The organism is Myxococcus sp. AS-1-15, assembly GCF_020037055.1.
GTDB lineage: Bacteria > Myxococcota > Myxococcia > Myxococcales > Myxococcaceae > Myxococcus > Myxococcus fulvus.
In genome coordinates this window covers 184,449-197,199 of record NZ_JAIQDF010000016.1, presented here as the reverse complement: position 1 = coordinate 197,199, position 12,751 = coordinate 184,449, and the positions used below count along the sequence as shown (strand labels likewise).

The 12,751-nt window shown below is 69.5% G+C and carries 11 protein-coding genes; 8 read left to right on the top strand and 3 right to left on the bottom strand.

Features of this window, described 5'->3' with window-relative positions; all coding sequences use genetic code 11:
* Positions 1–35 precede the first annotated feature (35 nt).
* Positions 36–2,252: a M3 family metallopeptidase gene (locus tag K8625_RS34575; RefSeq protein ID WP_223751259.1), complete on the bottom strand. Its 2,217-nt coding sequence runs from the start codon at positions 2,250–2,252 to the stop codon at positions 36–38.
* A 201-nt stretch (positions 2,253–2,453) separates the two neighbouring features.
* On the opposite strand from K8625_RS34575, the gene K8625_RS34570 reads away from it, so the two are divergent.
* The 5 genes from K8625_RS34570 to K8625_RS34550 all read left to right on the top strand — a co-directional run bounded on the left by K8625_RS34570 (position 2,454) and on the right by K8625_RS34550 (position 7,794).
* Positions 2,454–3,524, top strand: coding sequence for a hypothetical protein (locus K8625_RS34570; RefSeq protein WP_223785082.1), 1,071 nt, complete (start codon positions 2,454–2,456; stop codon positions 3,522–3,524).
* 75 nt (positions 3,525–3,599) lie between these two features.
* Positions 3,600–5,129: an acetyl-CoA hydrolase/transferase C-terminal domain-containing protein gene (locus K8625_RS34565; RefSeq protein ID WP_223751257.1), complete on the top strand. Its 1,530-nt coding sequence runs from the start codon at positions 3,600–3,602 to the stop codon at positions 5,127–5,129.
* Positions 5,130–5,236: 107 nt separating this feature from the next.
* The gene (locus K8625_RS34560) at positions 5,237–6,007 is read left to right on the top strand and encodes a tetratricopeptide repeat protein (protein ID WP_141330097.1); all 771 of its coding nucleotides are present in this window, start codon (positions 5,237–5,239) and stop codon (positions 6,005–6,007) included.
* Positions 6,008–6,221: 214 nt separating this feature from the next.
* Positions 6,222–7,319 (top strand): hypothetical protein, encoded by a 1,098-nt coding sequence (locus tag K8625_RS34555; protein WP_223785081.1) that lies wholly within the window; start codon positions 6,222–6,224, stop codon positions 7,317–7,319.
* Positions 7,320–7,401: 82 nt separating this feature from the next.
* Complete coding sequence (locus K8625_RS34550) at positions 7,402–7,794, top strand: hypothetical protein (protein WP_223751254.1); 393 nt, start codon at positions 7,402–7,404, stop codon at positions 7,792–7,794.
* Between the two features lie 60 nt (positions 7,795–7,854).
* Here the strand turns inward: K8625_RS34550 and K8625_RS34545 are convergent, their stop codons facing one another.
* Positions 7,855–9,441: an adenosine deaminase gene (locus K8625_RS34545; RefSeq protein ID WP_223785080.1), complete on the bottom strand. Its 1,587-nt coding sequence runs from the start codon at positions 9,439–9,441 to the stop codon at positions 7,855–7,857.
* A 252-nt stretch (positions 9,442–9,693) separates the two neighbouring features.
* Here K8625_RS34545 and K8625_RS34540 point away from each other — a divergent pair, with 252 nt between their 5' ends.
* A complete protein-coding gene (locus tag K8625_RS34540) occupies positions 9,694–10,092 on the top strand; it encodes a GFA family protein (protein WP_223751252.1) in 399 nt (132 codons plus the stop codon).
* A 78-nt stretch (positions 10,093–10,170) separates the two neighbouring features.
* Here K8625_RS34540 and K8625_RS34535 read toward each other — a convergent pair whose 3' ends face one another.
* Positions 10,171–10,890, bottom strand: a complete 720-nt coding sequence (locus K8625_RS34535; protein ID WP_223785079.1) for a hypothetical protein — start codon at positions 10,888–10,890, stop codon at positions 10,171–10,173.
* A 311-nt stretch (positions 10,891–11,201) separates the two neighbouring features.
* Here K8625_RS34535 and K8625_RS34530 point away from each other — a divergent pair, with 311 nt between their 5' ends.
* On the top strand, positions 11,202–12,131 hold the full coding sequence (locus tag K8625_RS34530; protein WP_223751250.1) for an arginase family protein: 930 nt from the start codon (positions 11,202–11,204) through the stop codon (positions 12,129–12,131).
* 9 nt (positions 12,132–12,140) lie between these two features.
* The gene (locus K8625_RS34525) at positions 12,141–12,695 is read left to right on the top strand and encodes a CGNR zinc finger domain-containing protein (protein ID WP_223785078.1); all 555 of its coding nucleotides are present in this window, start codon (positions 12,141–12,143) and stop codon (positions 12,693–12,695) included.
* The last annotated feature ends 56 nt before the right edge of the window (positions 12,696–12,751 follow it).

The window sequence follows — 12,751 nt, the reverse complement described above, 5'->3', positions numbered from 1 at the left end:
GTCATCCCCCCGCGCACCTGGACGTCACGCGCCGCCTACGGCGTGGACTTGGACTGCTTCGCCTGCGCGGGCACCGGGAAGCCCCGCTTGCGCATCAGCGCGTTGATGCCGGCGTCGCGGCCTCGGAAGGCGCGGTAGCCCTCGGCCGGGTCCACCGTGTTGCCCACGGAGAACACGCTCTTGCGCAGCTTCTCCGCCACGGCCTTGTCGTAGGCGCCCTTGCCCTCGGTGAAGGTCTCGTACGCGTCCGCCGTCAGCGTGTCGGACCACAGGTAGCTGTAGTAGCCCGCCGAGTAGCCGTCGCCCGCGAACACGTGGCCGAACTGCGGCGTGCGGTGGCGCATCACGATCTCCTTCGGCATGCCCAGCGCCTTGAGCGTGTCGCGCTCGAACGCGTCCGGGTCGATGCTCGCGTCGCCGGCCAGGTGCAGCTTCATGTCGATGAGCGCGGAGGACAGGTACTCCACCGTGCCGAAGCCCTGGTTGAAGGTCGCCGCCTTCTCGATGCGCGCCACCAGCGCCGGGGGGATGGGCTTGCCCGTCTGGTAGTGCAGCGCGAAGGTGTTGAGCACCTCGGGCGTGGACAGCCAGTGCTCCAAGAGCTGCGACGGGAACTCCACGTAGTCCCGCGCCACGGCGGTGCCGGACAGCGACGGGTACGTCACCGACGAGCTCAGGCCGTGCAGCGCGTGGCCGAACTCGTGGAACAGCGTGCTCGCGTCCTCCCACGAGATGAGCACCGCCTCGCCGGGCGCCGCCTTCACGAAGTTGGAGTTGTTGGAGACGATGGTCGTCACCTCACCCCGGAAGCGCTCCTGGCCGCGGTACGCGTTCATCCACGCGCCCGAGCGCTTGCCCTTGCGCGCGTACGGGTCGAAGTACCACAGGCCCACGTGCTTGCCGCTCGTCTTGTCCTTCACCTCCCACACCCGCACGTCGGCGTGGAAGACGGGCACGTCCGTCACCTGCTCGAAGCTGAAGCCGAACAGCTCGCCGGCCACCCAGAACATGCCCTCGCGCAGCTTCTCCAGCTGGAGGTAGGGCTTCACCTCGTTCTGGTCCAGGTCGTACTTCGCCTTGCGGACCTTCTCCGCGTAGTAGCGGTAGTCCCACGGCTCGATCTTGAGCTTCGCGCGCTCCTTGTCGGCCACCTTCTGCATGTCCGCGACCTCCTCGCGGACGCGGGCCACGGCGGGCTTCCACACCGCCTCCATCAGCTCCATGGCGCGCTCGGGCGTGCGGGCCATGGCGTTCTCCAGCCGCCAGTGCGCGTGCGTGGCGTAGCCGAGCAGCTTCGCGCGCTCGGCGCGCAGCTTGAGCACCTCCGAGATGATGGCGTTGTTGTCGCGCTCGTCGCCGTTGTCGCCGCGGTTGACGTAGTTGCGCCAGACCTTCTCGCGCAAATCCCGGCGGGACGAGTACGTGAGGAACGGCTCCATGGAGGAGCGCGTGTTGGTGATGACCCACTTGCCCTTCTGGCCCCGGGCCTCGGCCGCGGCGGCGGCGCCCGCGCGCACGGAGTCGGGCAGGCCCGCCAGGTCCGCCTCGGACTCCAGGACGACGGTGTAGGCCTCCTCGTCGCCGAGCACGTGCTGGCTGAAGGCCGTGTAGAGCGAGGCCAGGCGCTGGTTGATGGCGCCCAGGCGCTGCTTGGCGGCGCCGTCCAGCTTGGCGCCGGAGCGCACGAAGCGCGTGTGGTGCAGCCACGCGAGCCGCTGCTGCTCGGGCGTCAGCTTCGCCTTGTCGGGCGAGTTGTAGACGGCCTCGATGCGGCGGAAGAGGGCCTCGTTCTGGAAGATCTCATCCTCGAACGCGGCGAACTTCGGCGCGAGCTCGCGCTCCACGGCCTGGTACTCGGGGCTGCTCAAGGACGAGCCCCAGATGCCGTAGAGCGTCTCCACGTTGCTCAAGCCGCGGCCGGCGTCCTCCAGCGCGGCCAGCGTGTTCTCGAAGGTGGGGGCCTCCGGGTTCGACGCGATGGTCGCCAGCTCCTTGCGGAAGGTGTCCATGGCCGCCTCGATGGCGGGCTTGAACAGCTCCACCTTCACCTGGTCGAACGGGGGCACGCCGCCATGGGGGCCGCTCCACTTCGCCAGCAGGGGGTTGGCGGGAGCCACGGGGGCCTCGGGGGCAGGGGCGGCAGGGGCCGCGGTGGAGGTGGCGGCGTCCTCGGGACGGGCGTCCTTGGAGGTCGCGCATCCGGTGGAGGCGAGCGCGGCCACGCCCGCGCTGACGATGAGGAGGTTGCGCATGAAAGTGTAGGTCTCCCGAGGATGGGGTGGGTTGTGCACCAAAGCACGGAATCGCGGCGCCCAACACGTCCACCCGTCCACCTGTTCCCTTCTCGCGACAAACACCTGGCGGGTCGGATGAGGACGGGGCCCCGGGCCGGCTAGAGGAGGCGTGCAGGCCTCCGTCCTCGAGGGCCTTCGTCGCCAGGAGACACCCGCCGGATGCGAACCGTCCTCGCCCAGCCCAGGGGCCGTGCCTCGCGGGGCCTCGCGCTGGCGCTCCTCTTCGCGGCGGGCGGGGCCCGGGCGGACTGGAAGGTGGAGTACAACACCCCCGCCCCGCTCTTCCTGGACCGCAGCTACATCTTCGGCTCGCCCAACCGCATCCGCCGGCAGGGAGATCCCGACTCCCCGGCGCCGCTCCTGTTCGAGGCGCAGCTTGCCCCGAACCTCTTCCTGCCCCAGCTGCACACGGGCCGATTCCGGAGCGAGCACGGCGAGTGGTTCCTCACCGCGGTGCTCACGCCGTACATCCGGCTGCGGATGCTGAACACGGACAGCAGCCCCGTCATCCCGCCGTCGTACGTCCCGAAAATCACGCTCCAGGTGGCGCACCTGCGCGTGCTGCCGGGCTCGCTGGCGGAGGACCGTCCGATGCGGGGGCTCGCGCTCGCGGCGAACCTCACGGTGGGCCACTACTCCAATGGCCAGGACGGCTGCTTCTTCGCGAACCAGGAGGGCACGGACCCCGACTGCGCGCCGGCCCAGGGGGAGCTGCCGCTCAACGAGCTGACCGGCAGCTTCTCCACCAACTTCGTGCGCGGGGAGCTGCACGCGCGCGTGGCGTTCGGCGTGGACCCGGACCTGGACAGCGCGTGGCTGGTGGGCGGCGGCTCGTTCCTGGAGCTGAACACGGCCATCGGCTCGGGCGGCATCACCGAGGACCAGAGGCGCGTCTACGGCAAGGGAAACTGGGGCGTGAGCGCGCTGGGCGAGCGCATCTGGCACCAGCACCGCTTCCGGCTCGAGGGGACGGTGTCCGCGCCCTTCGGCGAGACGCCCCACCGGCGCGCGACGGTGAGCGGCGCGCTCGCCGCGCTGCCCTACTGGGGCGCGGGCTTCGGCGTCTTCACCCGCTACGTGTACGGCCAGGACTCGTACAACATCCTCTTCCTGGAGCGGCTGAGCCAGTGGCAGTTCGGGCTCGTCTTCGAGCTCTCACCCGGCGCCAGGCTCAAGGCCGAGGAGGCGCCCGGGGACACCGGGACGCGGCGTCCGCCGGGCTTCCGCTAGGGATGGCAGGACGTCCCGGGTGTGACATCTTCGACCGCGGACCCGCCGCCTTCCGCGGGGGTTCCCGACTTGAACATGACCGCTCCGAGCACGCTGAAGGACCGCATCCAGAACGCCGACCTCCTGGCCCGGGTCGTCCCCGTCGAGGAGGCCGTGAAGCACGTCACCGACGGGAACACGGTGGCCATCAGCGGCTTCACCAAGTCGGGCGAGCCCAAGACGTTCTTCCCCGCGCTGGCCTTCCACCTGTCGCGCACCGCGCCCCAGACGCGGCTCACGCTGTTGTCCGGGGCGTCGCTGTCCGAGGACGTGGAGGGCCCCATGGCGCCCTTCATCCGCAAGCGCGGGCCGTACATGTCCTCGTCCGCGTCGCGTCGGCGCATCCACGCCGGGGAGATGGACTTCACGGACGTGCACCTGTCCGCCTTCGCGCGCAACCTGATGTACGGGTTCTACGGCGACATCGACGTGGCGGTGGTGGAGGTGTCGCGCATCCGCCCCAACGGCAGCGTCATCCTGACGTCCTCGGTGGGCATCAGCGCGGAGGCGCTGGCGAAGGCGAAGAAAGTCATCCTCGAGGTGAACACGTCCGCGCCGGACTACACGGGCTTCCACGACATCGTCGTGCCCACGGTGCATCCGCACGTGGGCTGGCCGCTGCCGCTGTTGAACGTGAGAGACCGCATCGGCACGCCGTACGTGGAGTTCGACCTGGGCAAGGTGGTGGCGGTGGTGGAGTCGAGGACGCCGGACCACCCGGTGCCCTTCAAGGCGGCGGACGACACGGACAAGCGCATCGCGCGCAACGTGGTGGACTTCCTGTTGAGCTGCCGCGAGGAGTTCGGGTGGGGCAAGCGGCTGCCGCCCATCCAGTCCGGCGTGGGCAACGTGGCCAACGCCATCATCGGGGAGCTGTACGAGTCACCGTTCCAGAAGATCCGCTTCTGGACCGAGGTGTTCCAGGACGGGATGCTGCGCTACGTGGAGGACGACGCGAAGTTCGAGTACGCGTCCGCCACGGCGGTGTCCTTCTCCGCCGAGGGGCGCCAGCGGTTCCAGCAGCTGTTCGAGCGGTGCAAGGAGCGGCTGGTGCTGCGGCCGATGTGGCTGTCGAACAGCCCTGAAATCATCTCGCGGCTGTTCGTCATCGCGATGAACACGCCCATCGAGGTGGACATCTACGGGCACGTGAACTCGACGCACATCGACGGCTCGCGCATCGTCAACGGGCTGGGCGGCTCCGGGGACTTCTTCCGCAACGCGTACCTGAGCATCGTGCACACGCCGTCGGTGCGGAAGCTCAAGGACGGGCGGACGGTGAGCTGCGTGATGCCGTACGTGCGGCACATCGACCACACGGAGCACGACATCAAGTGCGTCGTCACCGAGCACGGCTACGCGCGCAACATGGACATCCGCTCGCCCCGGCGCCGGGCCACGGACATCATCGACCACTGCGCCCACCCCTACTTCCGGCCGCTGTTGCACGCGTACCTGGACATGGCGGGCCCGGGGGACGAGCCGCGCGCCACGGACATGAAGGTGCTCGAGGCCTGGTGGCGCGACTACGACGCCGCCTGCCGCGCCTTCCCCCAGGGAGGCTGAGCACCGGCATGGCGGGGCGGGACGACAGAGACGACGCGCCAAGGGGAACGCCCGGGCCAGGGAGCCCCGCGACGACGCCACCCCCCTCCGAGGGGCGCGCCTCCCGCATGCCTGCGGAGGCCTCCACGGCCGTCGACGCGGCGAGAACCGGAGGCACCGCGAGGAACGGGCGGGAGCCCTGCCCTCCCGAGGTGGCGGAGCAGCTCCGACAGGTCGACCGACTGCGACGGACGGGCCGGTACACCTCCGCGCTCGCGCAGGTGCGCGCGCTCGCCGAAGCGCACCCGAGGCTGGGCATCGTCCTGATGGAGCTGGCGATGACGCTCGGCATCTGGGGCGGCGCTCCGGCCGAGGCGCTCCCCTGGTTCGAGCGCGTCCTGGAGCTGGCCCCTGGACACCGGACGACCCGGCTGCACCGCGCGCTGTGCCTCGCCCGGCTGGGTCGCCATGCGGAGGCCGTGGCGGACTTCGACGCGCTGGTGGATGGCGGCTATCGCAAGGCGCTGGTGCTGCACATGAAGCGCGCCGAGTCCCTGGAGGCGCTCGGACAGGACGCCCGCGCGGAGCAGGACTGGACGCTCGCGCTGGCCGAGGACCAGGACAATCCCTGGCTGCTCCAGCAACGAGCCGCCGTGCGCGCGCGCATGGGAATGCACGCGGAGGCGCTGGAGGACCTGTCCGCCGCGCTCGCCCTGCAACAGGGCGCGGACATCGACCCGGAGCTGCTCCACGAGCGCGGCCTGCTCCGCGTGCGGCTCGGCGACGTCGGCGGCGCGCGCGCGGACTTCCAGGCCGGGCTCGCAGCCTTGCGCCGGGGAGACCCGGACTGGCTGCCGGACGCGCTGCGCTCGGCAGTCCAGGCACTCGACGTGCCCTGAAACACGCTCCCGCCGCGGCCTTTCGCCTCGGGCCCGCAGACGAGCCCGCAGGACGAAGGGCCCCCCTGCACTCCTGCATCCGAGGGCGATGTCACTGATGCGGACTGAACATGCCCACGCGGCCAATCACAACCCAAGGGCCCCGCGGCTGCCGCCCGCCGCGACCGCATTAGCTTGAACATCCACACCCGACACCCGGACGTGGGGGCCGCACATGCTCGAGCTCGAACTCAATCCCAGACTGGAACAGATCAGACACCAGGGCTTTCGCGAAGAGGCGGAGAACGTCCTCCGCTCGGGGGAGCTGCGCAAGCTGATACGCCTCATCGGCCCCGTCCCGGGGGATTCCCGCGAGAGGAACATCCCCGCCTTCGAGCCCGCGGTCGACCTGGCGGAGGTCGAGCGGGAGACCCGCTTCATCCGACAGGAGGCGCTGGCCCGTGGCCTGGACATGGATGAGGAGTTCATCCAGACCATGACGTACATGCGCCACATCACGATTCCCATCCAGGACCCCAGGTTGGGGCGGGCCATCAGTCGCGTCTGGAGCCTGGTGCTGTGGTTCGACCCCGACAAGGAATACAACCCGGAGAAGCACTTCCTGGCCCTCAAGCATGCGAGCGCGGTGGCCCACCCACCCTCCGCGCTCATGGACTACGTCGACTTCTCCTTCGAGGAGCTGGGTCACTCTTGCGACTCGGACTTCCTGGGTCTCTACAAGAACCTGTTCTTCCAGTACCACCTTGGAACCCTGCTCGAGGTGCTGGTGGCCCGGCACGGTGCCCAGCGGACCACGCACAGCGTCCGGTACATCCGCGACCACAACGGCTCCTCGGAGTTCTGGTACCTGTCCCTCCAGTTCATCGACGCGCGGCTGAGCTTCGCTCGCGACCCGCTGTTCTGGGTGGACACCCTGGAGGCGGCGCGGGACTTCATCGCATTCACCAACGACGTCTTCTCCTTCTACAAGGAGGCGAAGTCCCAGCTCGACTTCGAGAACTGCTACCTGTTCAAGCAATCCCAGACGCAGAAGCGCCCTTACCTGGAGGTGTACCGGGAGACGCTCGCCACGACGGTGAGGAACTACCACGCCATCCTGGAGTCCGCGTCCTCACGCGCCCCGGAGCTGCGAGCGCACGTGGAGCACTACCTGAAGAGCTTCATCTACTGGCACTTCCGCAGCCGGCGATACCTGTTGCAGGAGGTCTACCCCGAGCTGCGCTACTGGGAGGACCGGCTCTCGCCCCCCCTCACCCGGGCGGGTGGGCTGACCCAACCTCCGCCACATTTAATCGCGCTTAATCCCGGTTAATCAGGGAGGAACGTAGGGTGGCCTCCACTCGCCGACGGGGAGGTCCCGGCCACGGCGGGCTGACAATCCACGAGGTCAATCCATGTTGAAGCAAGTCATGCGGCCGTTGTTCCTGGGAGCGCTGTGCATGGGCATTATCGCCTGTGGTGGCACGCCGATGGACGAGGTGGCTCCGGAGACGGAGGACCTGGGCCAGGTGGAGCAGAACGCGTGCAGCGTCGGGACGTACCAGGGCGCGTGTCGCGACTACGGCAGCGGCGGATGGGTGGACGGGAGCTGTCCGGCCGCGACGCCGTACAAGTGGAGCTTCTGGAACTGCTCCCAGTACATGGCGGGCTCCGGTCCGACGGCCCAGTACTACCGCCAGTACTGTTATGACCTGCAGCTCTACACCTGCCACAGCAGCATCAGCACGCCGCCCGCCGGCAGCCCGCCGCCCGTCGGCCCGCCGCCTCCCTGCAAGCAGAACTGCTGAGCCCCGCCTGAGATGAGCCGTGGTCGCGCCAACTGCTCGCGCGCGACCACGGCTCCGGCATCAGTTCGCGAAGCGCGCCTCGAAGTTCGTGAACTGCGCCTCCAGGCGCCACTGCAGCGCCGCGCGCTTGTTGGCCCCCAGGAAGGTCTGACACGACGCGGACGGGCCCGCCTCGCCCGCGTCGTCCTGGGCGCAGGCCGCCACCCGGGCCGTGAAGACATCCCGCTGGGCCCACAGGCTGTCCCCCTCCACGAAGGCGTGCTCCAGGCTGGCGCGCGCCAGCTGCTTGAGCGTCTTGTAGTCGAGCCCCTGGACGGTGGCCGCCGCGACGTACTCCTGGGTGATGTCCCCCCGGAGGATGCCGGAGTCATCCGTCGCCAGCGTCACCGGCACCTTCTCCACCAGGTACGCGGAGAGCGGATGGTCCGTGCCCTTGACGCCCAGCAGGACGTTGTTCGAGGACAGGCAGATCTCCACCAGCACGCCTGCCTCGCGCATGTCGCGCAGGAGCGCGTCGACGCCCTCCCCGTCCGTCTCGCCCAACACGTCCACCCCGTGGCCGATGCGCTCCGCGTGCGCCAGCTTCACGGCGTTGCGGATGTGGAAGCGCAGGTGCCCCTGGTCCTCGGGCTTGAGCACCTCGGGAATCAGCTCGCCTGCGTGCAGGGAGACGTGCACCGTCTTGCGGCCGGGCGTGGTGTCATTGTGGTCATCCAGCGTGCCCAGCGCGAACATCTCGTCGTTGTAGTACGCGAGCGAGTTCGGGTGCTCCTCGGGTGACACCAGGTTGACGCCGACAATCTGGGGCACGCGCTGGGCCAGCTCGAAGGCATACACCCACTGGCCGAAGACGTTGGCCCGCTCCGCCGTGCGGTTGGCCGACACCAGCAGCCGCACCTCCACGTCGCAGCCCGGGTCCGCCTGGGGCGTGCCACAGGCCATCACCTGCCGGCTCCCCACCAGGAAGCTGGCAATGCTCTCCGCCTGACGGGTCAGCGCCGTCTGGAAGTCCGGCAGGGCGATGAGCTGCTCGCGCTTGGCCAACAGCGTCGGCGCGTCCCAGGGGTCCGTGGGCGAGAACAGCGGCGCGGCGAGCCGTCCCCCCGTGCTCGCGCCGAAGCCCTGCATCAGCTCCACGTAGACCTGGTTGTGCTGGCCCGCGCGGGAGAGGATGTCCGCGTAGATGTCGTCCCCCCGGGCCTCCGTCTGCACCGCGCCGTACTTGGCGAAGGCATCGAAGAAGTGCTGGTGCGCCTCCAGCAGCGGACCGGTGAAGCCCTCCATCGACCAGGCGCCCAACACCGCGTCATAGAGGGCCCGGTCCGACGCCGTGTTGGACAGGGGCGTCGCGCCCTGCTCACAGGGGTTGCTCGCCACGTAGGTGGTGGGGTTGACGCAGGCGCCGTCCTCGGAGCCCCATTGGATGAGCTTCTCCATGGTGATGGCGCCGGAGGTGTGGCTGTGGAGGTCGCCGCCCTTGGGCATGTCGCGCAGGAAGGCGGAGAGCGCGATGGGGTTGGAGCGCAGGGTCTCCATGTGCTCCTGCGTCAGGTCCTCGGGGGGACGCGGAGTGGGAGGCTCCGGATCCTCCCTGCAGGCACTCAGGCCCAGCGTCATCGTGACGACGACCAGCGAAAGCTTGCTCATGTGGGGACCTCACGGCGGGGGTGTCCGAGGAGCGTCTTGTCCGCGGGGCGGCGAACACCAGTCGGCGCGGGCGCCATGCGTTCCCTGCCGCGCATCGGGCTGCGCCAAGAGGGACTTTTCAACCATGACCCACGCCCTCGCGCCGCCCCTCGATGGTCTTGACGTGCTGGCGCGCCGTCCGGAAGGTTGCACTTGTCTGTCCGCGGCTGAAGCCGCAGGCTCCCCGCCCCCACCCTTCGGACGAGGTCATCCATGCATCGGGGTTCCTGCTTGTGCGGCGCGGTCCGCTTCACCGTGGAGGGCGAGCTGCCCGCCCCCGACGCCTGTCATTGCACGAAGTGCCGCAAGCACTCGGGGCACTACTTCGTGTCGACGGACGTGCCCCGCTCGGCCGTCACCCTCGAGGGACAGGACCAGGTCCGCTGGTTCCAGTCCTCGGAGAAGGCGCGGCGCGGGTTCTGCTCGGTCTGCGGCGCGTCGCTGTTCTGGGACCCGCTCCAGCGCGACTGGATTGGAATCGCCATGGGCGCGTTCGACACGCCCACGCGGACGCGCGTGGCGCTCCACGTCCACCTGGCCAACAAGGGCGACTACTACGAACTGGAGGAAGGGACGCCCCGGTTCGACACCATTCCGCCCAGGCCCCACTGAGGACGGGAACAACGGCCCAAGCACCCAGTTCGGGTGCCCGGGCGGGACCGACTCACGCCGCCGTGAGCCGGCCTGAGGTCACTCCTCGACCAGCTCGGTGAGCGCCGGGCAGTAGGTGGCGTACCCATGGCCGGTGAATGCGCCGTCCTCCATGACGGCATCCACGTCGAACGCCACGAAGTGTGACGCGGGGAACTCGCCGGTCTTGGCGCAGGTGGCGCAGAGGGAAGCCGCCACGGGCGTGAAGGTGAAGCTCGAGCTGTGGTCGAACCAGTTGAGGCTGAGCGAGCCATCGAAGTCGACCAGCGTCGCTCGCGGCTCCCCCTCCGTGGTCGTACCGCTCTGCGGCGTCGCGTCCACGGGCACCTTCACGTCGTAGACGTTGACGAGCTGAGCCGGCACCGACGAATCCGGCGAGGGGCACTCGCCCGGGGTCCCGTTGTTCAGCTCGATCCACAGGGTCCACGACCCGTCCGGGCTCTCCGGCTCGGTGTAGCCGAAGTACGCGTTGGTCAGGACGCGCGAGTTGTCGCCCATGCGGATGGTGGCCGAGGTCTCACGGCAGGCCCCCTCGCAGGTGGTGAACGGGTCAGGCGTCACGCCCGCATCGGGCTCCGTGCCAGCGTCGGGCTCCGTGCCGGCGTCGGGCTCGAGGCCCGCGTCGGGTTCCGAGCCCGAATCGGGCACGGTGCCGGCGTCCGGCGGGGTCCCCGCGTCGTCGCCCACTTCGGGCGTCGACGGCTTGTCATCAGAATCACAAGCAGAGAGTGCGGCAACAGCAACGAGGGAGACAAACATCCAGGAGAGAATCGAGCGTTGCAGGGTCATGTATCAGGATTGTTACGGCCCTCTCCGAGAGAAGCGAGCAAACTCAACGCCCCGCGTCACAATGTTTCAGTCTCACTCCCGAGCGCCCCCGTCGAGCGTCTCGATTCCACCGAGGCTGGACGATCTTTGCGCAGAAGCCGACAAATTCGGGGAATAAACATGCATCCGAACTGAAACCCCCTATCGCAATTTGGCGGTTGCAACTGCGCCACCTCCGCCCTAGCTTCACTGAAACCATTAAAATCAATTTGATGGTTTCCGGCCATCAACAGGGAGCGCCCATGTCATCGCCCATCGCCCTCGTCGCCGTGCCCTCCGGTCTGGGTCTGAGCCGTCCGGACGGGCGGATTCCCCGTGTGGACCTGCTTCCCGAGGCCCTGATGGAGGCGGGCCTGGGACTCAAGCTCCAGGCGAAGGTGGAGCACACCGTGACACCCCGGCCCTATGTGGAGCAGCGCGACGCCCGGACGCACATCCTCAACCCCCATGGCATCGCCGAGCTGAGCCTCCAACTCGCGGACGCCGTCGAGGCCATCGTGCGCGCCGGGCGCTTCCCGCTCGTCCTGGGCGGAGACTGCAGCATCCTGCTCGGGTGCCTGCTGGGACTGAAGCGCACCGGCGCGCACTCGGGGCTCGCCTTCATGGATGGACACACCGACTTCTGGCCGCCGGAGGCCTCCGAGCTCGGCGGCGCCGCGGGCATGGACCTCTGGCTCTCCACCGGCCGGGGCCCCGCCCTGCTGTCGAACCTGGAGGGCCGAGGTCCCCTCGTCCTCGACGAGGACGTGGCCGTGCTCGGCGTCAGGGACCCGGAGCGCCAGGGTGAGAAGGTCGGCGCGGAGGACGCGCGCGACACGGGCATGGCCTGGCTGGACCTGGACGTCCTGCGCGCGCAGGGAATCGCCGCCGGAGCGAAGCGCGCCCTCACCCGCTTCAAGGAGCGCGGCGTGCGCGGCTTCTGGATGCACCTGGACGCCGACGTCATGGACGACGCGGTGATGCCCGCCGTCGACTCGCGCCAGCCCGACGGCCTGCGCGTGGCCGAGCTCGGGGAACTGGTCGCCCGGCTCGTCGACTCGGGACTGGCCGTGGGGCTGGACGTCACCATCTACGACCCGAGCCTGGACCCCCGGCGCGACGCGGCCCGGGCCCTCGTCGAGGCGCTCACCCGCGGCCTGGGGGCCCTGGTGCCCACGCCCAGGACACGATAGGCCCACCGCATGGCCGATGCGCGCAGCCCCGGACTTCCCACGGACGTCGTCCTGCTCCTCGAGTTCGTCAACACGCTCGACGTGGAGAAGCTCGTCGACGCCGTGCCCACCCCGGCCGCGCTCGACGCCTGGTGCCGCGCACGGGGCCTGGTGGCGGCCTCGGACACCTTCTCCCCGGACGCCTTCCGCGCCGCCATCGACGCCCGCGAGGCCCTGCGCGCAGTGCTCCTCTCCCACACCGGCGAGCCCCTGGCCGCCTCGGATTTGAAGACGCTGGAGCGCGTCGCCGCCTCCAGCCCCCTCACCGTGGGCTTCGGCCAGGACGGCGTGTCGCTGCGCCCCGCGGCCACCGGCGGCTGGAAGGCCCTGGGCGCCCTGTTCGCCGCCATCGTCTCCACCCAGCGCGATAGACACTGGCCCCGGATGAAGGTGTGCGCCGCGGGCGCGTGCCAGGAGGCCTTCTACGACACCTCCAAGAACCGCTCCGGCCGGTGGTGCTCCATGGCCGTGTGCGGCAACCGCACCAAGCTCCAGCGCTTCCGCGCCAGCCCGCCCCGGCGCTGAAGCACCTCCACATCCGCACGGGATGAGCGCCAGGGCTTCACTCCCGGGCCGAATCT

Excerpts from the sequence above, each read along its gene's own strand:
- K8625_RS34575 (WP_223751259.1), bottom strand. The coding sequence starts at position 2,252 with ATGCGCAACCTCCTCATCGTCAGCGCGGGCGTGGCCGCGCTCGCCTCC.
- K8625_RS34570 (WP_223785082.1), top strand. The coding sequence starts at position 2,454 with ATGCGAACCGTCCTCGCCCAGCCCAGGGGCCGTGCCTCGCGGGGCCTC.
- K8625_RS34565 (WP_223751257.1), top strand. The coding sequence starts at position 3,600 with ATGACCGCTCCGAGCACGCTGAAGGACCGCATCCAGAACGCCGACCTC.
- K8625_RS34560 (WP_141330097.1), top strand. The coding sequence starts at position 5,237 with ATGCCTGCGGAGGCCTCCACGGCCGTCGACGCGGCGAGAACCGGAGGC.
- K8625_RS34555 (WP_223785081.1), top strand. The coding sequence starts at position 6,222 with ATGCTCGAGCTCGAACTCAATCCCAGACTGGAACAGATCAGACACCAG.
- K8625_RS34550 (WP_223751254.1), top strand. The coding sequence starts at position 7,402 with ATGTTGAAGCAAGTCATGCGGCCGTTGTTCCTGGGAGCGCTGTGCATG.
- K8625_RS34545 (WP_223785080.1), bottom strand. The coding sequence starts at position 9,441 with ATGAGCAAGCTTTCGCTGGTCGTCGTCACGATGACGCTGGGCCTGAGT.
- K8625_RS34540 (WP_223751252.1), top strand. The coding sequence starts at position 9,694 with ATGCATCGGGGTTCCTGCTTGTGCGGCGCGGTCCGCTTCACCGTGGAG.
- K8625_RS34535 (WP_223785079.1), bottom strand. The coding sequence starts at position 10,890 with ATGTTTGTCTCCCTCGTTGCTGTTGCCGCACTCTCTGCTTGTGATTCT.
- K8625_RS34530 (WP_223751250.1), top strand. The coding sequence starts at position 11,202 with ATGTCATCGCCCATCGCCCTCGTCGCCGTGCCCTCCGGTCTGGGTCTG.
- K8625_RS34525 (WP_223785078.1), top strand. The coding sequence starts at position 12,141 with ATGGCCGATGCGCGCAGCCCCGGACTTCCCACGGACGTCGTCCTGCTC.